At 73.4% G+C, this 20,932-nt stretch carries 18 protein-coding genes and 1 pseudogene; 13 read left to right on the forward strand and 6 right to left on the reverse strand.

Annotated features, from left to right (window positions below; translation table 11 throughout):
- Positions 1–54: 54 nt before the first annotated feature.
- From H1D33_RS25900 to H1D33_RS25920, 5 genes are all read left to right on the forward strand, one after another.
- Positions 55–918, forward strand: coding sequence for a hypothetical protein (locus H1D33_RS25900; RefSeq protein ID WP_181570697.1), 864 nt, complete (start codon positions 55–57; stop codon positions 916–918).
- Between the two features lie 53 nt (positions 919–971).
- Positions 972–2,171, forward strand: a complete 1,200-nt coding sequence (fahA, locus tag H1D33_RS25905; RefSeq protein ID WP_181572581.1) for a fumarylacetoacetase — start codon at positions 972–974, stop codon at positions 2,169–2,171.
- Between the two features lie 145 nt (positions 2,172–2,316).
- Positions 2,317–2,526: a DUF397 domain-containing protein gene (locus H1D33_RS25910; RefSeq protein WP_181570696.1), complete on the forward strand. Its 210-nt coding sequence runs from the start codon at positions 2,317–2,319 to the stop codon at positions 2,524–2,526.
- A gap of 111 nt (positions 2,527–2,637) precedes the next feature.
- On the forward strand, positions 2,638–3,120 hold the full coding sequence (locus H1D33_RS25915; RefSeq protein ID WP_181570695.1) for an SRPBCC family protein: 483 nt from the start codon (positions 2,638–2,640) through the stop codon (positions 3,118–3,120).
- A 98-nt stretch (positions 3,121–3,218) separates the two neighbouring features.
- Positions 3,219–4,472, forward strand: a complete 1,254-nt coding sequence (locus H1D33_RS25920) for an outer membrane protein assembly factor BamB family protein (RefSeq protein WP_181570694.1) — start codon at positions 3,219–3,221, stop codon at positions 4,470–4,472.
- Between the two features lie 11 nt (positions 4,473–4,483).
- Here H1D33_RS25920 and hisC read toward each other — a convergent pair whose 3' ends face one another.
- The 4 genes from hisC to hppD are packed head-to-tail and all read right to left on the reverse strand — an operon-like array spanning position 4,484 to position 8,527.
- Entirely contained in the window at positions 4,484–5,587 is a 1,104-nt protein-coding gene (gene hisC / locus H1D33_RS25925; RefSeq protein ID WP_181570693.1) for a histidinol-phosphate transaminase, read from the reverse strand.
- The gene (locus H1D33_RS25930; RefSeq protein ID WP_307755252.1) at positions 5,584–6,609 is read right to left on the reverse strand and encodes an RDD family protein; all 1,026 of its coding nucleotides are present in this window, start codon (positions 6,607–6,609) and stop codon (positions 5,584–5,586) included. Before H1D33_RS25930 ends, hisC begins: the two co-directional genes overlap by 4 nt.
- 19 nt (positions 6,610–6,628) lie before the next feature.
- Positions 6,629–7,261 carry an RDD family protein gene (locus tag H1D33_RS25935; protein WP_307755253.1) on the reverse strand — a complete coding sequence of 211 codons (633 nt, stop codon included), beginning with the start codon at positions 7,259–7,261 and terminating at the stop codon, positions 6,629–6,631.
- A gap of 60 nt (positions 7,262–7,321) precedes the next feature.
- Complete coding sequence (gene hppD / locus H1D33_RS25940) at positions 7,322–8,527, reverse strand: 4-hydroxyphenylpyruvate dioxygenase (RefSeq protein WP_181570691.1); 1,206 nt, start codon at positions 8,525–8,527, stop codon at positions 7,322–7,324.
- A 138-nt stretch (positions 8,528–8,665) separates the two neighbouring features.
- Here hppD and H1D33_RS25945 point away from each other — a divergent pair, with 138 nt between their 5' ends.
- From H1D33_RS25945 to H1D33_RS25970, 6 genes are all read left to right on the forward strand, one after another.
- Positions 8,666–9,172, forward strand: a complete 507-nt coding sequence (locus H1D33_RS25945) for an Lrp/AsnC family transcriptional regulator (RefSeq protein ID WP_181570690.1) — start codon at positions 8,666–8,668, stop codon at positions 9,170–9,172.
- A gap of 138 nt (positions 9,173–9,310) precedes the next feature.
- Positions 9,311–10,708: an outer membrane protein assembly factor BamB family protein gene (locus tag H1D33_RS25950; protein ID WP_414685555.1), complete on the forward strand. Its 1,398-nt coding sequence runs from the start codon at positions 9,311–9,313 to the stop codon at positions 10,706–10,708.
- 77 nt (positions 10,709–10,785) lie between these two features.
- Positions 10,786–12,453 (forward strand): fumarate hydratase, encoded by a 1,668-nt coding sequence (locus tag H1D33_RS25955; protein WP_181570689.1) that lies wholly within the window; start codon positions 10,786–10,788, stop codon positions 12,451–12,453.
- A gap of 198 nt (positions 12,454–12,651) precedes the next feature.
- Entirely contained in the window at positions 12,652–15,633 is a 2,982-nt protein-coding gene (locus tag H1D33_RS25960) for an AfsR/SARP family transcriptional regulator (RefSeq protein ID WP_181570688.1), read from the forward strand.
- A 44-nt stretch (positions 15,634–15,677) separates the two neighbouring features.
- The gene (locus H1D33_RS25965) at positions 15,678–17,087 is read left to right on the forward strand and encodes a class II fumarate hydratase (RefSeq protein WP_181572579.1); all 1,410 of its coding nucleotides are present in this window, start codon (positions 15,678–15,680) and stop codon (positions 17,085–17,087) included.
- A gap of 275 nt (positions 17,088–17,362) precedes the next feature.
- Positions 17,363–17,593 carry a winged helix-turn-helix domain-containing protein gene (locus H1D33_RS25970; protein ID WP_181570687.1) on the forward strand — a complete coding sequence of 77 codons (231 nt, stop codon included), beginning with the start codon at positions 17,363–17,365 and terminating at the stop codon, positions 17,591–17,593.
- 17 nt (positions 17,594–17,610) lie between these two features.
- Here the strand turns inward: H1D33_RS25970 and H1D33_RS25975 are convergent.
- Together H1D33_RS25975 and H1D33_RS25980 are read right to left on the reverse strand one after the other, a co-directional pair.
- Positions 17,611–18,461: pseudogene (locus tag H1D33_RS25975) on the reverse strand (IS5 family transposase).
- A gap of 135 nt (positions 18,462–18,596) precedes the next feature.
- Positions 18,597–19,142, reverse strand: coding sequence for a CGNR zinc finger domain-containing protein (locus H1D33_RS25980; protein WP_181570686.1), 546 nt, complete (start codon positions 19,140–19,142; stop codon positions 18,597–18,599).
- 72 nt (positions 19,143–19,214) lie between these two features.
- On the opposite strand from H1D33_RS25980, the gene H1D33_RS25985 reads away from it, so the two are divergent.
- The gene (locus H1D33_RS25985) at positions 19,215–20,177 is read left to right on the forward strand and encodes an EamA family transporter (protein WP_181570685.1); all 963 of its coding nucleotides are present in this window, start codon (positions 19,215–19,217) and stop codon (positions 20,175–20,177) included.
- Positions 20,174–20,872 (forward strand): HAD family hydrolase, encoded by a 699-nt coding sequence (locus tag H1D33_RS25990; RefSeq protein ID WP_181570684.1) that lies wholly within the window; start codon positions 20,174–20,176, stop codon positions 20,870–20,872. Before H1D33_RS25985 ends, H1D33_RS25990 begins: the two co-directional genes overlap by 4 nt.
- The last annotated feature ends 60 nt before the right edge of the window (positions 20,873–20,932 follow it).

The raw sequence follows: 20,932 nt of genomic DNA on the forward strand, positions 1-20,932 counted from the left end.
CGATAATCGGACGCTGTTGTCCGTTCCTCGTAGCGTCCCGTACATTCTTGTCTCGTGTCAACGCAGGTGCCCCGCCTCCTCGCCGGCCTGGTGGACGACGCCGCGGTCTTCCCCCCGGGCAGCGCCGCGCTGCCCGACGCGGTGACCGCGCACCGCACCCACCGCACGGCCTGGTACGCCGACCTGGTCGGCCCGCTGCTGCTGCCCGCCTCGGAGATCCAGCGCGGCGCGCTCGGCGACCTGGTCGACCCGGCCGAGCGCTACGTCATCGGCCTGATCGGCGACACCGGCCTCGACCAGCTCCCCGCCGCGCTGTCCGCCCTCGGACCCGACGGGGTGACCGCCCGGCAGGTCGAGGCGCCGGTCGCCAAGCGTGGCGAGGACCCGCAGCCGGGCCTGGCCGAGCTGGTCGCGCTCGCCGGCCGGCTCGACGGCACCGCCGTCTACGCGGAGATCCCGCTGACCTTCGGGCTGATGGGCGCGCTGGACGCGCTCGCCCGGGCGCGCGCCGACGGGCTGCCGCTGGCGGCCAAGTTCCGCACCGGCGGGCTGGCCGCCGAGCTGTTCCCGACCCCGGCCGAACTGGCCGCGGTGATCAGCGCCTGCCACGAACGGGACCTGCCGTTCAAGCTCACCGCCGGGCTGCACCACGCGATCCGGCACCGCGACCCGGAGACCGGCTTCACCCACCACGGCTTCGTCAACGTGCTGGCCGCCACGCTGGCCGCCGCCGAGGGCGCCGAGGTGGACGCCGTGGCCGAACTGCTCACCGCCACCGACCCGGTGCGCGTGGTCGAGTCGGCCCGCGCCCGGCGCGAGTCCCCGCGCCCGCTCTGGGTCGGGTACGGCTCGTGCAGCATCTCCGAACCACTGACCGATCTGATCCGGCTGGGGCTGGTGAACGGAGGCTTTGCATGACCGAACGCACCGAGCGGAGCGAGGGCCGTGAGGGCATGCCCGGCCGGCTCCGCATGACGTGGGTTGAGGGGGCGGCGGGGTCGTCGTACGGGGTCACGAACCTGCCGTACGGCGTGTTCCGGCACGGCGACCGCGAGCCGCGGATCGGCGTCCGGATCGGTGACCTCGTGCTCGACCTCGCCGGCGCCGAGGCGGCCGGCCTGGTGCTGGCCGGCGGGGCGCTGGGCCGGCACACGCTGAACGCCTTCCTGGCGCTCGGCCGGCCGCAGTGGACCGCCGTCCGGGAGCGGATCGTCGAGCTGCTCACCGACCCGGCGCACCGGCCGGCGGTGGAGCCGCTGCTGGTGCCGGTCGGCCAGGTCGAGCTGCTGCTGCCGATCGAGGTGGCGGACTACGTCGACTTCTACTCGTCGGAGCACCACGCCGGCAACGTCGGGCAGATCTTCCGGCCCGGCCAGCCGCCGCTGCTGCCGAACTGGAAGCACGTGCCGATCGGCTACCACGGCCGGGCCGGGACGGTGGTCGTCTCCGGCACCCCGGTGGTGCGCCCCACCGGGCAGCGGGCCAGCACGCAGGGCCCGACCACCGGCGCCTCGGTACGCCTGGACATCGAGGCCGAGGTCGGGTTCGTGGTCGGCGTGCCGAGCCGGCTCGGCGACCGGGTGCCGGCGGCGGACTTCGCCGACCACGTCTTCGGCGTGGTGCTGGTCAACGACTGGTCGGCCCGGGACATCCAGGCCTGGGAGTACCAGCCGCTCGGCCCGTTCCTCGGCAAGTCGTTCGCCACCTCGGTCGCCGGCTGGGTCACGCCGCTGGAGGCGCTCGCCGACGCGTTCGTGCCCGCGCCCGACCAGGACCCGCCGGTGCAGGAGTACCTCCGCGACACCCCGCACCTCGGGCTGGACCTGACCCTGTCGGTGGTGTGGAACGGCGAGCGGGTGGCCGAGCCGCCGTTCGCCACCATGTACTGGACCCCGGCCCAGCAGCTCGCCCACCTCACCGTCAACGGGGCGTCGCTGCGCACCGGCGACCTCTACGCCTCCGGCACCGTCTCCGGCCCGGAACGCGACCAGGTCGGCTCGTTCCTGGAACTCACCTGGGGCGGGTCCGAGCCGGTGAAGTTCGCCGACGGCAGCCAGCGGACTTTCCTGGAGGACGGCGACACGGTGACGATCACCGCCACCGCGCCGGGTCCGGACGGCACCACGATCGCGCTCGGCGAGGTGACCGGAACGGTCCTCCCGGCCCGCTGAGATCCACCTTCCGCATCGACGGCCCCGATCGCACAGCAGGTGCGATCGGGGCCGTTTCGTCGTGCGTTGATCGACGCGGGTCGCGTGCGCCCGGGCGGTGCCGGTCCGGTGCGTACGCGAGGAGTGAACACAGGAAGGACCGAGCATGTCCGAGTTGACCGGCGCCGTCTGGCGCACCAGCAGCCGCTCCAACGATCAGGGCCTCTGCGTCGAGGTGGCCACCAACGTGGTCACCGCGCACGGCGTGGTGGGCGTACGCGACTCGAAGGACCCGGAGGGTCCGGCGCTGGCGGTGAGCCCGCCGGGCTGGACCGCGTTCGTCACGGCGTTGCGGGGCGACGCCTTCTGCGGCTGACCGATCCCGCCGGACCCCGGCGCCCCGGACGGGGCGCCGGTGGTGGAAATGTCACTCCGGGGCTCCCTTGGACCGGTGACGGCCCGTACCGTGGAGGACACGGGAGGTGCCATGTCGACGGTGACCGTTTCCGCCTTCATCGAAGCGCAGGACGCCGATCTGTGGCGCCTGCTCACCGACCTTTCGTCCCGCGCCGACTGGCTCTCCGCGGTGGGCGCGGTCGAGGTGCTCACCGACGGCGGGTTCGCTCCCGGCACCACCTGGCGGGAGACCCGGGTGCGGCCGGACGGCGGCGCCGAGCCGGAGGAGTTCGAGGTGGTCGAGGCGACCGCCCCGCGTCGCCTGGTGCTCTGCTCGCCCGGCGCCGGCGTCGACTACCGGATCACCTGGACCCTGCGCACCGTCGAGCGGCGGCGACGCGGCTGCACCGAGGTGACCGTCCGGCAGGAGGCGGTGCCGACCCGGCCCTACGGGCGGGTGCTCGCCCTGATCCTCGGCGGCCTGGCCGCCCGGGCGGTGGAGGGCGCGCTCCGGCGGGACCTGGCCGACCTGGCCCTGGCCGCCGGCCCGGCCCGCTCCGCCGAGGCCGCCTGACCCGTCCGGCCGCTCGCCGTGCCCGACCGTGCGTCCCGGCCGGGCAACCGGATCGTGGTCCGGACCCGGCCGGTAGGGTGCCGGGGCGGAGGTGGCGGATGGCGAAGGCCGGCAGGCGGCGGGCCCTGGTGGCGCTGGTGGCGGTGCTGGCCGTCGCGGCGTCGGTCGCCGTGGTCGTCCGGGTGCTCGCGCCGGCCGAGGTCGAGACCGTGGCGGGGGACCCCTACCCGGCGGCGCCCGCGCCGACCGCCGGGGTGATCGGGCGGTTGCCGGTGGCGCCGCTGGTCGTGGACGGCCGGCTCCGCGTCTACGCCGGCACCCGCCAGGTGTACGCGGACCAGCCGGTCACCGGCCCGCACCGGGTCACCCCGTTCTGGTCGTACCGTCGCTGGCCGGCGAAGCTGGTCGGCGTGCTCGCCCAGGGCGCCACGGTGGTCAGCCGCTGGTCCGACGGGAAGCTGGTGGCGCTGGACGCGCGTACCGGCCGGGTGGTGTGGCGCGCCGACGGGCCGGCGCCGGGCTCGGTGCCGAAGCCCCGCCGCACGTTCGCCACCACGGTCTGGGACCCGGCCGGACTGCACGTGGCGCGCACCGCCGACGGCCTCGACGTGCTGCTCGCCACCGGTCCGGGCGCGGCCGGCGGGTACGCGCTGGCCGACGGCCGTCGGCTGTGGCGCGCCGACCTCGGCCGGGGTTGCCGGGTCGACGTGGGCAGCACCGCGAGCGGTGAGCTGGTCGGCGTGGACAACTGCGACGGGCCGGCCGCGGTCGAGCTGCGGGACGCGGCGACCGGCGAGGTACGGACCCGGTGGCGCCCGCCGGACGCGTCCGGTCAGCTCGTCGTCACCCCGGTCGGCTGCCGCGACGGGCACTCCGGTTGCCGTGGTCTGCGTACCGCCGGGCCGGACGGTGGGAACAGTCGGGGCTGGCTGGTGACCGACCCGGGTGAGCCGACGGCCGCTCCGGGCCTGGACGCCCCGGCGTCGGTGCTGGACGGCGAGCGGGTGGTGGACACCTCCGGCGGCGTGGTGACCGGGCGGTCCCCGCGCACCGGCGAGGAGTTGTGGCGGCGGGCGGACATCCACCCGGCGCGGGTGCTCGCCACCGAGCCGGGCCGGGTGCACCTGCTGACCGACCGGCGGGAACTGGTCACGATCGACCCGCTCACCGGTGCGACGCGGTCGGAGTTCGTGTTCACCGCCGGGCGGGACGGGATCGGCTGGCAGCCGGGCCGGGCGTACGCGGCGGGCGGCTACGTCGCCGTGGAGCGGGTCCGCGAGGACGCCGCCGCCACGGACGACGACCAGGGCTACTTCCTGATGGCCGAGCCCGTCCTCCTGGCCGCCACCTGAGCGGCCCCTCCTTACGCCAGGGCGGCTTCGGCGGCGGCGAGGAACGCGTCGTTCTCGGCCGGGGTGCCGATGGTGACCCGCACCCCGTCGCCGGGGAACGGCCGCACGATCACGCCGCGCGCCTCGCACGCCTTGCCGAACGCCACCGCCCGCTCGCCCAGCGGCAGCCAGACGAAGTTGGCCTGGCTCTCCGGCACGTCCGGCACGAACTTGCGCAGCGCCTCGGTGACCCGGTCCCGTTCGGCCACGACCAGCGCGCAGCGCCGCTGCACCTCGTCGGCCTGGGCCAGCGCGGCCAGCGCGCCGGCCTGGGCGGCCATGCTGGTGGAGAACGGGGTGGCCACCTTGCGGACCGCGGCGGCCACCGCCGGCGCGGCGACCAGCCAGCCGATCCGCAGGCCGGCGAGCCCCCACGCCTTGGACAGCGTGCGCAGCACCGCCACGTTCGGCCGGTCCAGGTAGCCGAGGCCGTCGGGCACCTCGGCGTCGGTGACGAACTCCCGGTACGCCTCGTCGATCACCACCAGCACGTCGTCCGGCACCGCGTCGAGGAAACGGTCCAGGTCGGCCTGGCGGATCGCCGTGCCGGTCGGGTTGTTCGGGTTGCAGACCAGGATCATCCGGGTCCGGTCGGTCACCGCCGCCGCCATCGCCGCGAGGTCGTGCCCGTGGCCGGCGTCGTTCGGCACCCGCACGCTCGTCGCGCCGCTGGTCGCCGCGATGATCGGGTACGCCTCGAAGGAGCGCCACGAATAGATCAGCTCGTCGCCGGGCAGGCAGGTGGCCCGGACCAGGTGCTCGGCCAGCGCCACCGAGCCGCAGCCGGTGGCGATCCGGTCGGCGTCCACGCCGTAGCGGTCGGCGAGCGCCTGGCGCAGCGCCACCACGCCCATGTCCGGATAGCGGTGCGAACCGGCGACCGCCTCGGCGACCGCCTCCACCACGCCGGGCAGCGGCCCGTACGGCACCTCGTTGCTGGCCAGCTTGATCGCCTCGGGCAGGCCCAGCTCACGGGCCAGGTCGGCCGGGCTGCGGCCGGGCACGTAGTTGGGCAACGCGTCCAGGTCGGCGCGGGTGAGCCGCAGCGGAGGCTGGTGACGTCCGGTGTCGGTCATGGGGTGTCTCCCGGGGGGTCGGCGCGGTCGTGCGGGGCGGTACGGGGGTCGGGGCGGTTGCGGGGGAGCTGGACGACCACGGTCTGCGCCCGCTTGTCGTGCAGCGCCTGGCGCAGCGGCTGGTCGAACAGCGGTGAGACGGCGTCGACGAACTGGAGCAGCAGGCCCAGCCCGCAGCAGTACCAGAGCAGCGTCGGCATGCCGAGCGTGCTCCACCGCCGGAACGCCCGGCCGAAGCCGAGTGGCTGGTCCGCCTCGACCGGCAGCGCGCGTACGCCGGCCATCCGCTTGCCGAAGGTCTGCCCGCGCGCCGCCATCGACGGCACCTCGTAGGCGAACCAGAGCGCGGTGGCGATCAGCAGGATGACGACCTGCAACCCGCCGGCCTGGTCGTCGATCTGGGGCAGCCCCTCGGTGGAGGTGTCGCCGTTCACCGCCCGACGCATCGTCTCCCGCAGGTAGGGGGAGACCGCCTCGAAGTAGCGCCAGACGAACCAGCCGTTGACCAGCGCGTTGAGCAGGAACACCACGCCCAGGTCGATCAGGCGGGCGACCAGCCGGGCACCGTAGGAGGCGAGCGGCAGTCCGTGCGGTCGTGGGATCGGCTGCCGGCCCGGCCACTGCGGGTACGGCCAGCCCGGCGGCGGCCCCTGCTGACCCGGTCCGGCCTGACTCGGCTGCTCCGGCTGCCCCGGCCACGGTCCGGCCTGGCCCGGCTGGCCCCCCTGACCCGGCCACGGTCCGGCGTGCCCCGGCTGGCCTGGCTGCCCCGGCCAGGGGCCGGGCCGACCGGGCGCGCCCGACGTGGGGACCGGCCCGGTCGCGCCGGCCGTGCCGGAGGTCGGCCGGTCGGCCGTCGCCCCGGCGGCCGGCGTCGTGGCCGGCTCCGGCTCGGCGGGCGGGGGACCGTCGGGCGGTGTGACGTCGACCGGGATCGGCGCGCCGATCCACCCCTCCCCGTCCCACCAGCGGCGGGTCTCCGGTTCGGCGGGGTCGACGTACCAGCCGGGTTCCAGACTCACGGTGCCGTTCTCCTCGCGCTCACGGTCCAACCTTAACGACGACCGTGTCGGCGAACTTGTCGTGGAGGCACTGCTGCCAGGGCTTGTCCCAGAGCTGCCAGAAGCCGTCGAGGTAGTTGAGGAACGGCACCAGCGACCCGGCGACGAACTCGACGAGGTAGCGCTTGCCGAGCATGCCCCGGGTCAGCGTGGCGCCGGGCTGCGCCGGCACGATCCGCAGCTTCATCACCTTCTTGCCCAGCGTCTGGCCGCTGCGCCGGGCGTACTCCACGTGGTAGAGCCAGTAGAAGACCAGCAGCAGCAGGAACAGGCCCAACTCGGCCAGGAGCACCGGCAGGAAGAAGTCGGTCAGCATCGTCGACGGGTCGGGGCCGGTGGGGCCGGCCCGGTCCAGATCGTCGATCGCCCGATAGAAGACCAGGAAGAAGACCGGCGCGAAGAACACCATCGCCACCCCCGAGGCCACCGCGGTGTCGATCAGCCAGGCCAGCAGCCGGTCGCCGAAGCTGGCCAGCGGCTGCCCGTCCGGCGCGACCGCGGGCGGGGCGGGCGGCGGGTACGGCGCGTACCCGGGTGGGGGCGTCGGGTAGCCGGGCAGGTCCGCGTACGTCGGCGGGGTGTGCTGCGTGGGCGGCGCGAAGCCGCCGCCCACGGGCGGGGCCCGGCGGGCGGCGGCGTCGTGTTCGGGGGAGGCTGGGTCACGCGGACAGTGTCACAGATTGCCGCGCTTCTCCTGCTCCCGCTCGATCGCCTCGAACAGGGCCTTGAAGTTGCCCTTGCCGAAGCCGAGGGAGCCGTGCCGCTCGATCAGCTCGAAGAAGACGGTGGGGCGGTCCTGCACCGGCTTGGTGAAGATCTGGAGCAGGTAGCCGTCCTCGTCCCGGTCCACCAGGATCTTGCGGGACTGAAGCTCCTCGATCGGCACCCGGACGTTGCCGATGCGGGCGCGCAGCTCCGGGTCCTGGTAGTAGGAGTCCGGGGTGTCCAGGAACTCGACACCGGCCGCGCGCATGGCGTCCACGCTGGCCAGGATGTCGTTGGTGGCCACCGCGACGTGCTGGGCGCCCGGGCCCCGGTAGAACTCCAGGTACTCGTCGATCTGCGACTTCTTGCGGGCCACCGCCGGCTCGTTGAGCGGGAACTTCACCTTACGGGTGCCGCTCGCCACCACCTTGCTCATCAGCGCGGAGTAGTCGGTGGCGATGTCGTCGCCGACGAACTCGGCCATGTTGGTGAAGCCCATGACCCGCTTGTAGAACTCGACCCACTCGTCCATCCGGCCCAGCTCCACGTTGCCGACCACGTGGTCGACGGCCTGGAAGAAGCGCTTCGGCTGGAGGCCGGCGTCGATCATCGGCCGGCGGTCCACGATCGGGCCGCGGGCGACGAAGCCGGGCAGGAACACGCCGGTGTAGCGGGACCGGTCGACGAGCGTGTGCCGGGTGTCCCCGTACGCGCCGATGGACGCCATCCGGACCGTGCCGTGCTCGTCGCTGACGTCGTGCGGCTCGACCAGGCCGGTCGCGCCCTGCGCGGTGGCGTGCGCGTACGCGGCGTCGACGTCCGGGACCTCCAGCGCGATGTCGGAGATGCCGTCGCTGTGCTTGGCCACGTGCTCCGCGCCGTCGGCGTCCGGGCGGACCACGCCGGTCAGCACGAACCGGGCCGAACCGCTGGTCAGCACGTACTGCGCGTGGTCCCGGTAGCCCTGCTCCGGGCCGCGGTAGGCGACGCAGGTCATGCCGTAGGCGGTGGAGTAGTAGTGCGCCGCCTGCTTGGCGTTGCCGACCAGGAAGTGCAGGTGGTCGAGCCCCTTGACCGGGAACGGGTCCCGGCTGATGTCGTGGTCGACGGCGCCGACGAGAACGTCGGCGTCGGCCTCGTCGGTGGACTGGGGTCGGTCGATCGCCTGGGTCATGGTGGCCTCCCTCGCGTACCGGCCGGCCTCGTGGGCCGCCGTGGATGTGCTTCCGGCGAGCATCGCCGGACCGCCTCCGGTTGGGCAATAGTCAGCGATATTCCTGGTCAGGTTGCGCATTCGGTACGGTGAACCATGATGAACACTGGTCAGGATGTACAGCTCGACGAGTTGGACGCGCGCTTGATCGAACTGCTCGCGGAGGAGCCCCGGATCGGCGTGCTGGAGTGCTCGCGGCGGCTCGGGGTGGCCCGGGGCACGGTCCAGGCGCGGCTGGACAAGCTCGTCGGTCGGGGCGTGGTGGGCGGCTTCGGGCCGGAGATCTCCCCGGCCGCGATCGGCTTCGGGGTGACCAGCTTCGTCACCCTGGAGATCAGCCAGCGGCACGGCCACGACCAGGTGACCGCGCACCTGGCCGCGATCCCCGAGGTGCTGGAGGCGCACACCATCACCGGCTCCAGCGACCTGCTCTGCCGCATCGTGGCCCGCTCGAACACCGACCTCCAGCGGGTCATCGACCAGATCGTCGCCTCGGAGGGCATCCGGCGCGCCTCGACCATCATCGCGCTGGCCGAGCAGATCCCCTACCGCACGCTCCCCCTGGTCCGCTCCGCGGCCCGGGGGGAAGGAAGGGCCCCCGCTTAACGCATTCTGCATAGCAGGGGCCCCCTCTTAACATCCGAACCCGGGTAAGAAGCGGCGCGACACGCCCCGCGCGGACCCCGGGAGAACGGTGATCGTCGCTACGGTGTCCGTGTGAAGGGCCTAGGCGTACGCGGCTGGTTGCTGCTCGGGCTCATCACCGTGGTCGTGCTCGCCGCCACCGGCGTGTGGAACCCGTTCCCCCGCCTCTGGGACTGGGTCGACCGCAGCGAGCCGATCTCCGAGCCGGACGTGGCCTGGCAGCAGCGCGTCGGCGGCACCCCGCGCAGCGTCACCATCGCCGGCGACACCGTGATCGTGGAGCAGCGCACCCGGATCGAGTCGCGCCGGCTCGCCGACGGCGGCCAGCTCTGGGAGCGCAAGGCCGACTGGTCGGCGGTGGCCGGCAGCGGCCGGGAGTCGGTCGTCGCCGTGGGCAAGCTGCTGGACAAGGGGTACGAGGTGCTCGACCCGGCGTCCGGCGTCACGCGTCGCCGCGACAATCGGGCGATCGCCGTCTGGACCTACCGCAACCTGCTGCTCGACGCCTACTGCGTGCAGCCGACCGACTGCACGTTGCGGGCCTGGGACCCGCGCGGCGCCACGCCGTTGTGGACCGCGTTCCTGCCCGGCGTACACAGCGGCGTGCTGGCCGACAACCCGGAGCTGCTCGGCACCCGGCGGCTCGGCGCGAACCGGATCGACGGCGGGGTGGCCGGGCCGGAGTCGGTCCCGCCGCTGCTCGGCTTCCCGGTCGACGGCCGGGTGCACGTGGTGGACACCGCCACCGGTCGGGTGCTGCAGAACGTCCAGCCCGGCCGGGAGGAGCGGCTCGCGGTGGTCGGCGGCCGGCTGCTCCGGATCGCGGCCACCTCCCGTGACGGGAGCTGCTACTTCGTCATCACCGCCGTCGACCCGGCGACCGGGCAGCAGGTGTGGCGCCGGGCCGGGATCAACCTGCGCACCGCGGACTCCGCCGGCTGCGTGCAGCGGGAGGACCCGCAGGGCGCCCGGAACGTGCTCATCGGGGTCGCCCCGGACGGCCGCGAGGCGGTGCTCGACGGGTACGACGGCCGGCTGCTCCAGGTCGGCGCGGACGGGGAGAAGCTGCTCGCCGTCGACGACCGCTACGCGGTGGTGCGCAGCGCCGACAAGGACTCGCTGTTCGGCCGCGAGCTGTCCGCCGACCGGACCCGGTGGACCCGCCCGGCCGGCGGGAAGAGCGGCGCGGCGCTCACCCCGTACGCGGCGGTGCTCACCGAGGAGAAGCCGTCCCGGCTGGTCGCGGTCGAGCCGCGCGGGGGCCGGGTGCTGGTCGAGCTGCGGACCTCGGCGAACGCGCTCGCGGTCGGCCCGAACGGCATGATCATCGGGGAGGGCCGGGAGATCGGGTACGTCCGCTGGGGCGCGGCCGGCGCCGGCGTGCCCCCGCCGGACCAGGGGGCGGTGCCGGTTCCCGACCCGGCCGACACCTGGCGTCCCCCGAGCGACCAGGGCAGTTGCGGGCCGAAGAAGGAACTCTGCTCCGGCGGCAAGTGACGTCCGGTTGAGATCGGCGTCCCAGGACCCACCGGCGGGTGTCACCAATCGACCGCTCTGCCCTAGGCTTTTCGGTCATGAGCAGTGCCGCCGCCTTCTCGTACGCACCCCTGCTGCCGACCGGTCCCGACCAGACGGAATACCGCCTGGTCACCGACGAGGGCGTGGACGTCGTCAACGGCCCGGGTGGCCGCCGGTTCCTCACCGTGGAGCCGGCCGCGCTGACCGCGTTGACCGCCGAGGCCATGCACGACATCGCCCACTTCCTGCGCCCGGCGCACCTGGCCCAGCTCCGGTCGATCATCGACGACCCGGCGGCCTCGCCGAACGACCGGTTCGTGGCGCTCGACCTGCTGCGCAACGCCAACATCGCGGCCGGTGGGGTGCTGCCGATGTGCCAGGACACCGGCACCGCGATCGTGATGGGCAAGCGCGGCCGGCACGTGCTCACCGACGGCGCCGACGCGGAGGCGATCTCCCGCGGCGTCTACCAGGCGTACACCCGGCTCAACCTGCGCTACTCGCAGCTCGCGCCGCTGACCATGTGGGACGAGCGGAACACCGGCAGCAACCTGCCGGCCCAGGTCGAGCTCTACGCCGAGGACCCGGACGGCCACCCCGACGCCTACAAGTTCCTGTTCATGGCCAAGGGCGGGGGCTCGGCCAACAAGTCCTACCTCTACCAGGAGACCAAGGCGCTGTTGAATCCGACGCGGATGATGCAGTTCCTGGAGGAGAAGCTGCGGCTGATCGGCACCGCGGCCTGCCCGCCCTACCACCTGGCGATCGTCGTCGGCGGCACCTCCGCGGAGCACGCGTTGAAGACCGCCAAGTACGCCTCGGCGAAATACCTGGACACGCTGCCCACGCAGGGGTCGATGAGCGCGCACGGCTTCCGCGACCTGGAGTTGGAGGCCGAGGTGCTGGAGTTGACCCGCAACTTCGGCATCGGCGCGCAGTTCGGCGGGCGCTACTTCTGCCACGACGTCCGGGTGGTCCGGCTGCCCCGGCACGGCGCGTCCTGCCCGGTCGCGATCGCGGTGTCCTGCTCCGCCGACCGGCAGGCGGTCGCCAAGATCACCCCGTCGGGGGTGTGGTTGGAGCGGCTGGAGACCGATCCGGCGCGGTTCCTGCCCGACGTCACCGACGAGACGCTGGAGACCGAGGAGGTCGTCCGCGTGGACCTCAACCGGCCGATGGACGAGATCCGCGCCGAGCTGTCGAAATACCCGGTGAAGACCCGGCTGTCGCTGACCGGCCCGCTGGTCGTGGCGCGGGACATCGCGCACGCCAAGATCGCCGAGCGGCTGGACGCCGGTGAGTCGATGCCGCAGTACCTGCGCGACCACGCGGTCTACTACGCCGGCCCGGCCAAGACGCCGGAGGGCTACGCGTCCGGCTCGTTCGGCCCCACCACGGCCGGCCGGATGGACGCCTACGTGGAGAAGTTCCAGGCGGCCGGCGGCTCGATGGTGATGCTGGCCAAGGGCAACCGCTCCGCCCAGGTGACCCGCTCCTGCGGCGCCCACGGCGGGTTCTATCTCGGTTCGATCGGCGGCCCGGCCGCCCGCCTCGCCCAGGACTGCATCAAGCACGTCGAGGTGCTCGAATACGCCGAGCTGGGCATGGAGGCGGTCTGGAAGATCGAGGTGGAGGACTTCCCGGCCTTCATCGTGGTCGACGACAAGGGCAACGACTTCTTCGCCGAGGTCACCAAGCCGGTGCTCACCGTCGGTCGCCGCTGACCGACATCGGTGCGCTCACCCGGCCTGTCGGCCCGGCGAGCGCACCGCCCCCGTCGGATGCCGTCACCGACAGCAACCCGGGAAGAGTGTGGACCGCGTCGCTCTCGATCCCCTATCAGATCTCTATCACCTCAACCCCGCCTTCGGTGACCACCGCGTTACGCTCCTGGGAGGACACGAAGGCGTACGGGGGCGCGCATGCGGTTCGGAATCCTGGGACCACTGCGGGTGGGCGGCGGCGAAGCCACCGTCACCGCAGGTCGGGACCGGGCCGTGCTCGCCCTGCTGCTGCTGCGCGCCGGCCGGGTGGTGCCGTTCGAGGAGCTGGTCGACGCGGTCTGGGAGGAACGCCCGCCGGCCACCGCCCGGGCCCAGTTGCAGATCTGCGTGTCCCGGTTGCGACACCGGTTCGTGGTGCTGGGTCTGCCCGCCGAGACCATCGTCACCGATCCGGCCGGCTACGGCATCCGGGTCGAGCCCGGTGACCTCGACGCCGAGGTGTTCGCCCGTACCGTGGAGACCGCCCGCGCCCAGGTGGTCGCCGGCCAGGTCGACGCGGCGTGCCGGCACTACCGGTCCGCGTTGGCGCTCTGGCGCGGCCCGGCGTTGGCCGGCATCCCCACCCGCAGCGTGCGGCGGCGGGCCCAGACGCTCGACGAGCAACGGCTCGCGGTGCTGGAGGAGTGCGTCGACGTCGAGCTGCGGCTGCGCCGGGCGGCCGGCCTGATCGACGAGCTGACCGAGGCCGTCGAGCGCAACCCGCTGCGCGAACGACTGCGTGGGCAGTTGATGCTGGCCCTGTCCGCGGTCGGCCGCCAGGCCGACGCGCTCGCCGTCTACCGCGAGGGCCGGCGCATCTACGCCGACGAGCTGGGCATCGAACCGGGCACGCCGTTGCAGGAGCTGCACCAGCGGGTGCTCGCCGGTGACCTGGCGCTGGGCGGGTCGGAGAGCCGGGCCACCGGTCCGGTGCGGGCGCTGCCCAGGGCGATCAGCGACTTCACCGGGCGGCAGCAGACCGTGGCCCGGCTGGTCAAGGAGATCGAGGAGGACGGGGTCCGGGTCCAGTTGGTCGACGGCATGGCGGGCAGCGGCAAGACCACGCTCGCCGTGCAGGTGGCGACCGCCCTCGCCGACCGGTTCCCGGACGCGCAGCTCTTCGTCGACCTGCACGGGCACAGCGAGCGCACCCCGTTGACCACGGAGGGCGCGGCGGCGACGCTGCTGCGGCAGCTCGGCGTGCCGGCCGAGCGGGTGCCGGTCGACCCGGCCGACCGGTTGGCGATGTGGCGCTCCGAGCTGGCCGACCGGCGGGCGGTCGTGGTGCTGGACAACGCGGCGGACGCGGGCCAGGTCGCGCCGCTGCTGCCGAACGGCCCGGACTGCCTGGTGCTGATCACGAGCCGCCGCCGCCTGGTCGGGCTGGACGAGGGTCGGCCGCTGTCGCTGCCGGTGCTCGATCTCGACGAGGCGGTCGAGCTGCTGGCCCGGGTGGTCGGCGTGGAGCGGGTCACCGCCGAGCCGGCGGCGGCCGAGGAGGTGGCCCGCCGCTGCGGGTTCCTGCCGCTCGCGTTGCGGCTGGCCGGGGCCCGGCTCGCGCACCGGCCCCGCTGGCGGGTGGCCGACCTGGCCGAGCGGCTGTCCACCGCCGCCGACCCGCTGGCCGAGCTGGCCGCCGGGGAGCGGTCGGTGGCCCGCACCTTCGCCCTGTCGTACGAGCAGGTGACGCCCCCGGCGCAGCGGGTGTTCCGGCTGCTCGGGCTGCACCCGGGCGCCCGCGCCGACAACCGGGTGGCGGCGGTGCTCGCCGACCTGCCGCTCGCCGACGCGCAGGACGCGCTGGACGAGCTGATCGACGCGCATCTCCTCGACGAGGTGGAGCCGGGGCGCTACGGCCGGCACGACCTGATCCGGGAGTACGCGCGCACGCTCGGCGCGGAACGCGAGACGGCCGACGAGCGGCGGGCCGCGCTGGCCCGGCTCCTCGACCATCACCTCCAGGTCGCCGCGACCATCGCGGTGTCGCTGGAACTCGCCGTTCCGCGCGATCTGTTCGCGCTGCCGGACCCGGTGCGACCCGACCTGGTGGCGGCCACGGTGGGGCTGGGCCGCACCTGGATCGAGGAGAACCGGCCGACACTGGCCGCGCTGGTGCGGTTGGCCGAGGCCGAGGGCTTCCTGCCGCAGAGCTGGCAGCTCGCCCGCGCCGGCTGGGCGGTCAACTTCGACGGCGGCCACCTGGACGACCTGATCGAGACGCACCGCGTCGGCCTGCGGGCCGCCGAGCGGCTGGGCGACGACAAGGCCGTGGCGACGATGCACAACTACCTCGCCTCGGCGAACTACCGGCGGGCGCGCTTCGCCGAGGCGATCCGGCAGATGGAGGTGGCGGTGGGCATCTACCGCCGGCTCGGCCTGACCGGGGAGCTGCGGGGCGCGGTCGCCAACCTCGGCACGGCGTACGCGGTGGGTCTGCAGTTCCGGCGGGCCATCGAGACGATGGAGGCGTCGCGGGCGTTCTTCCGGGAGTCCGACGGTCCGGCGCCGCTGGCCAACCTGCTCAACAACCTCTCGCTCACCCTGCTGTGGAGCGGGCGCACCGACGAGGCGGTGCGGGTGTGCCGCCACCATCTGGGCATCGCCCGGGAGATCGGCGACCTGCGCCAGATCGGCAATGCCGTCGGTCATCTCGCCATGGCCCGGCACCGCCGCGGGGACCGGGGGCCGGCGCGTCGGCTGCTGCTGGCCGGGTTGACCGTGAAGCGCCGGACGGGCAACCGGTTCGGCGAGGGCGAGCTGCTCAACGAGCTGGGCATGATGGAGCGCGAGGAGGGGCGGCCCGACCTGGCCGCCGCGCTGCACCGGCAGGCGCTGGTGGCGATCAACGACGCGGGTGACCTGGTGGGGCAGTGCGCCTCCCGCAACCTGCTCGCCCGGGCCATCTTCGACCAGGGCGACGAGGCGAGCGCCTTCGACCTGCACCGCCGGGTGCTCGGCGACGCCACCCGGCTGGACGCCCGGTACGAGCAGGCCCGGGCGCTGGACGGGATGGCCCGGTGCCTGCGGTGGACCGATCCGGAGCAGGCCCGCCGGTACGCCGGCCGGGCGCTGGCGCTGTTCGCGCAGATCGGGGCGCCGGACCGGCACGCGGTCGAGGGGTTGCTGGCCGAGCTGGGATGAGGCCGGCCCGCGTTCCGCTGCACACCGGCGGGCGGCGCGGCAGGATGGTGTGCGTGACGACTCCAGAGGCGACCGGCTACCGGATCGAACGCGACTCGATGGGCGAGGTGGAGGTGCCCGCCGACGCGCTGTGGCGGGCGCAGACCCAGCGCGCGGTGCAGAATTTCCCGATCTCCGGGCGCGGGCTCGAACCGGCGCAGATCAAGGCGCTGGCCCAGATCAAGGGGGCCGCGGCCCAGGTCAACGGCGAGCTGGGCGTGATCGACGCGGACGTGGCCGAGGCAATCGCCACCGCCGCCGCGCACGTCGCCGACGGCGGCTACGACGACCAGTTCCCGGTGGACGTGTTCCAGACCGGTTCCGGCACGTCGTCCAACATGAACACCAACGAGGTGATCGCCTCGCTGGCGAGCCGTGAGCTGGGCCGGGACGTCCACCCGAACGACCACGTCAACGCGTCACAGTCCAGCAACGACGTGTTCCCGACCTCGATCCACCTGGCCGCCACCCAGTTCGTGGTGGAGGATCTGCTCCCGTCGCTGACGCAGCTCGCCACCGCGCTGGAGGCGAAGGCGGCCGAGTTCGAAACCGTGGTCAAGGCCGGTCGGACCCACCTGATGGATGCGACCCCGGTGACGCTGGGGCAGGAGTTCGGCGGCTACGCCGCGCAGGTCCGCTACGGCGTGGAGCGGCTGGAGATGGCGCTGCCCCGGCTGGCCGAGCTGCCGCTCGGCGGCACCGCGGTGGGCACCGGCATCAACACGCCGCTCGGCTTCGCGGGCAAGGTGATCGGGCGGCTGCGCGACTCGACCCGCCTGCCGCTGTCCGAGGCGCGCAACCACTTCGAGGCGCAGGGCGCCCGGGACGCGCTGGTGGAGACGTCGGGTCAGCTCCGCACCGTCGCGGTCAGCCTCTACAAGATCGCCAACGACGTACGCTGGATGGGGTCCGGCCCCCGCGCGGGCCTGCGCGAGCTGCGCATCCCCGATCTCCAGCCCGGCTCGTCGATCATGCCCGGCAAGGTCAACCCGGTGGTGGCCGAGGCGATGCGCCAGGTGTGCGCGCAGGTGATCGGCAACGACGCCGCGGTGGCCTTCGCCGGTTCGCAGGGCGACTTCGAGCTGAACGTGATGCTGCCGGTCATGGGCCGGAACCTGTTGGAGTCGATCAAGCTGATCGCCGCGTCGAGCCGGCTCTTCGCCGAGCGCCTGGTGGCCGGCCTGGTCGCGGACGCCGAGGTCTGCCTGGCGTACGCGGAGGGGTCGCCGTCGATCGTCACCCCGCTGAACCGTCACCTCGGCTACGACGAGGCCGCCTCGATCGCCAAGGAGGCGCTGGCCAAGCAGGTCTCGATCCGCGAGGTGGTGATCTCGCGCGGCCACGTCGACTCGGGCAAGCTCACCGAGACCCAGTTGGACGAGGCCCTGGACCTGCTCCGCATGACCCACCCCTGAGTCACGCCGCAGAGGTGGACGCTGAGGCCGACCGGGTCGGTGGCGTAGTCGCCGACCCGGGTGAGACGCGCGTCGGGGCAGGGCCAGGGCGTGCCGCAGGCGCGGCAGAGCCAGAGTGGGCGCAGCGGCAGGTGCGGCCGGTCGGGTGCGGGCATGCGCGTTCCCTTTCGAGCTGAGTCGTTGGTGATATCGCTCGCCGGCCGGTGTGGGGACTGCCCGGCCGGCGAGCTATCCGTCCCGGCTCGGTTCGTCGCTTGCCGAACGAAGGAACCTCCATGCCCATACCCAGCGGCGGCTACCGAGAGGTCGCCGAGGATCTGACCACCCGGATCAGAAGTGGCGAATACCCGCCAGGCGAACGGTTGCCGACCTACAAGGAGCTCGCCGACCTCTACAGCGTGAGCGTCACGACCGTGCAGCGGGCAATCATCATCCTTAAGGATCGAGGCTTGGTCGTGGGCTTGCAGGGTCGTGGCCTGTGGGTCGCGGAGGAGCTACCGGCCTAGGCCGTGTCTTCAAAGAGTTACAACCATTGCAGTAGCGCGGCGATGGTGACGGTGGCCTGGTACGACGTCGCGGTCTTGTCGTAGCGGGTGGCGACGCTGCGGCACTGCTTGAGCCGGTTGAAGCAGCGTTCGACGACGTTGCGCCGTTTGTAGAGCTGCTTGTCGAACATTGGTGGCCGGCCGCCCCGACTGCCTCGTCGGCGGCGGTTGGCCTGCTGGTCAGCGCGCTCGGGAATGGTGTGCCCGATGCCTCGTCGGCGCAGGTCGGACCGGATGGCCTTGGAGCTGTAGCCCTTGTCGGCGATGACGTGGTCCGGGCGGACTCGAGGCCGGCCGGTTCCTACCCGCTGGACACGGATGGCGGCCATGACGTGGGTGAAGCGGGTGCAGTCGTTGACGTTGCCACCGGAGAGCACGAACGCCAGGGTCCGACCCCAGCCGTCGCAGGCGAGGTGAATCTTGGTGGTCAGTCCACCTCGACTTCGACCGAGGGCGTGATCTTGTGGTTCGTCCGATTCCCGCCGCCCCCTTTAGCGCCGGCTGCGTGCTGGTGAGCGCGCACGATCGTGGAGTCGACCGACACCAGCCAGTCGATGTCACCAGCCGCGTCCGCGTCGGCCTGGACCCCGGCGAGCATCCGCTCGAACGTGCCATCAAGGGCCCACCTGCGGAAACGGGTGTAGATCGACTGCCACGAGCCGTAACGGGCGGGCACGTCCCGCCACGCTGCTCCAGCCCGGATCTTCCACACGATCCCGTTGAGCACCCGCCGGTCATCCGCCCGCGGCCGACCACCGGTCACCGCCGACGGCAGATACCTCGACAGCGCTTCCCACTCGACGTCAGACAACTCGTAGCGACGACCCACGCGCTACATCATCCGACACCAAGATCCTTTGAAGACACCGCCTAGCGCGGTGACCGCAGATCTTGGTATGAAACGGCCCCCAGAGGGGCGCAATTCTTCCAAGATCTCTCGCCTCACGGACTGGCCGGCGGTGGGTCAGGAGTGGGACGCCGCCCTGCGCGCCCGGTAGGCGCTGACCGCGGCCCGGTTGCCGCAGCTCCCGTCGCAGAACCGGCGGGACCGGTTCTTCGACAGGTCGACAAGCACGTTGTCGCAGTCGGGGTGCGCGCAGTGGCGCAGCCGGCTCAGCTCGTCCATCCGGATCAGGTCGGCCACGGCCATCGCGGCCTCGACCGCCATCCGGGTCGCCAGCGGCGCGTCGCGGGGCACGGCGTGCAGATGGTACGGCTCGTCGTCGTGCCGGATGAGCTGCGGCAGGGCGTGCGACTCGCGGAGCAGCGCGTTGACGATCTCCACCACCTCGTCGGTGTCGGCGTCCCAGATCCGCCGCAGCCGGGGCCGTAGCGCGCGGACCTGGCGCAGCTCGCCGTCGGTCTGCTCGTGCCGGCCGCTCCACCCGTACGCGGTGAAGAACGTGTCCAGCGCGGCCACGTCGGGCAGGCCCTCGCGGTCCGGGCCGGCGGTGTTGACCAGCGCGGCGGCGGCGGTCAGCGCGCACTCGGTGTCATGAGCGAAAAGCACCTTGACTCCTGTCGGACGGTCCCCCTAACGTCATCAGCGTAACGCTTCTTCACTGATGACCAGGAGTTGCCGATGCGTGAACGGTCCGGCGCCGGGCTCGGCCTGGCCCTGCTCTCCGCGCTCACGTTCGCCACCTCGGGCACGTTCGCCCGACCGCTGATCACCGGGGAGTGGTCGGCCGTCGCGGTGGTGATCGCCCGGGTCGGCATCGCCGCCCTGGTGCTGGCCGTGCCCGCCCTGCTGGCGCTGCGCGGCCGGTGGCCGGTGCTGCGCCGCAACGCGCTCACCGTGGTGCTGTTCGGGCTGCTCGGCGTGGCGATGGCCCAGGCGTGCTTCTTCAACGCGGTCCGCTACCTGCCGGTCGGCGTCGCGCTCCTGCTGGAATACCTCGGCATCGTGCTGGTGGTCGGCTGGATGTGGCTGGTCCACGGCCAGCGTCCCCGGCGGCTGACCGTGGCCGGCTCGCTGACCGCGCTGGTCGGCCTGGTGTTCGTCCTCGACCTCACCGGCGCCGGCCGGCTCGACCCGGTGGGCGTGCTCTGGGGGCTCGGCGCCGGGATCGGGCTGGCCGGCTACTTCGTCATCGCCGGCCGCCTCGACGACGAACTGCCGTCGGTGGTGATGGCCAGCGGCGGCATGGCCGTCGGCGCCCTGGTGCTGCTGCTGCTCGGCGCGATCGGGGCGCTGCCGCTGGCCGCCGGCACCGCCGACGTCGACTTCGCCGGGCACCGGATGAGCTGGCTGGTGCCGATCGCCGGGCTGTCGCTGATCGCCGCCGTGGTCGCCTACCTGACCGGGGTGGCCGGCACCCGGCTGCTCGGCGCCCGGCTCTCCTCGTTCGTCGGGCTGACCGAGGTGATGTTCGCGGTGCTGATCGCCTGGCTGGTGCTGGACGAGCTGCCCACCCTGATCCAGTTGGCCGGCGGGGTGCTCATCGTCGGCGGCGTCGCCCTGGTCCGGGTGGACGAGATGCGTTCCGCCCCCGAGGCGGTCGCGCCGGCGCCGACCGAGCCGGCACTGAGCGGCGAGCGATGAGCGCGCCCCGCACCGCCGTCGTCTTCGACGCCGACGAGACCCTGATCGACCTGCGCCCGGCGGTGACCGGCGCGCTGGCCGCCGTACTCGAGGAGATGCGGCGGCGGACCCCGGCGGCGGCCGAGGTCTCGCTCGCCGACCTGGAGGGCGACTGGGGTGCGGTCTTCGGCGCGCTCAGCGCCGCCCCGGTGCAGGAGATCCGGCGGGCCGCGCTGGCCCGGTCGTTGGACCGGGCCGGGCTCGGCGCCCACCTCGACGAGTTCGCCGCGCTCTTCTTCGCCCGGCGCTACGCCCTGAGCCGGCCGTTCCCGGACGCGCTGCCGGCGCTCGCCGCGCTGCGCCCGCACCACCTGCTGGGCTTCGCCACCAACGGCAACAGCCGCGCCGAACGCTGCGGGCTCGCCGGGCAGTTCGCCTTCGCGTTGTACGCCCACGAGGGCGGCCTGCCGAAGAAACCGGCGCCGGGGTTCTACGCCGCCGTGGTGGCGGCGACCGGACTGCCCGCCGACCGGATCGTGCACGTCGGCGACTCGCCGGAACACGACGTGACCGGCGCCCAGCGGGCCGGCCTGCGGGCCGTCTGGCTCAACCGGGCCGGCCTGCCGCGTCCGCCCGGCCTCGCCCCCGACGCGGAGGTGTCCACGCTGGCCGACCTGCCCGGCGTGCTCGTCGATGTGACGAGCGCGAATGCCTGATTGCCGGCTATTCCGGGCGCACGTCTGGCGTAACCCGCTCTCGTGATGTGGGATGACTGC

Source organism: Micromonospora ferruginea (assembly GCF_013694245.2).
Taxonomy (GTDB): domain Bacteria; phylum Actinomycetota; class Actinomycetes; order Mycobacteriales; family Micromonosporaceae; genus Micromonospora; species Micromonospora robiginosa.

Bases quoted from the DNA above. Each gene is read 5' to 3' on its own strand.
- H1D33_RS25915 (WP_181570695.1), top strand. From the start codon at position 2,638: ATGTCGACGGTGACCGTTTCCGCCTTCATCGAAGCGCAGGACGCCGAT.
- H1D33_RS25960 (WP_181570688.1), top strand. From the start codon at position 12,652: ATGCGGTTCGGAATCCTGGGACCACTGCGGGTGGGCGGCGGCGAAGCC.
- fahA (WP_181572581.1), top strand. From the start codon at position 972: ATGACGTGGGTTGAGGGGGCGGCGGGGTCGTCGTACGGGGTCACGAAC.
- H1D33_RS25945 (WP_181570690.1), top strand. From the start codon at position 8,666: ATGAACACTGGTCAGGATGTACAGCTCGACGAGTTGGACGCGCGCTTG.
- hppD (WP_181570691.1), bottom strand. From the start codon at position 8,527: ATGACCCAGGCGATCGACCGACCCCAGTCCACCGACGAGGCCGACGCC.
- H1D33_RS25990 (WP_181570684.1), top strand. From the start codon at position 20,174: ATGAGCGCGCCCCGCACCGCCGTCGTCTTCGACGCCGACGAGACCCTG.
- H1D33_RS25955 (WP_181570689.1), top strand. From the start codon at position 10,786: ATGAGCAGTGCCGCCGCCTTCTCGTACGCACCCCTGCTGCCGACCGGT.
- H1D33_RS25970 (WP_181570687.1), top strand. From the start codon at position 17,363: ATGCCCATACCCAGCGGCGGCTACCGAGAGGTCGCCGAGGATCTGACC.
- H1D33_RS25985 (WP_181570685.1), top strand. From the start codon at position 19,215: ATGCGTGAACGGTCCGGCGCCGGGCTCGGCCTGGCCCTGCTCTCCGCG.
- H1D33_RS25910 (WP_181570696.1), top strand. From the start codon at position 2,317: ATGTCCGAGTTGACCGGCGCCGTCTGGCGCACCAGCAGCCGCTCCAAC.
- H1D33_RS25920 (WP_181570694.1), top strand. From the start codon at position 3,219: ATGGCGAAGGCCGGCAGGCGGCGGGCCCTGGTGGCGCTGGTGGCGGTG.
- hisC (WP_181570693.1), bottom strand. From the start codon at position 5,587: ATGACCGACACCGGACGTCACCAGCCTCCGCTGCGGCTCACCCGCGCC.
- H1D33_RS25965 (WP_181572579.1), top strand. From the start codon at position 15,678: ATGGTGTGCGTGACGACTCCAGAGGCGACCGGCTACCGGATCGAACGC.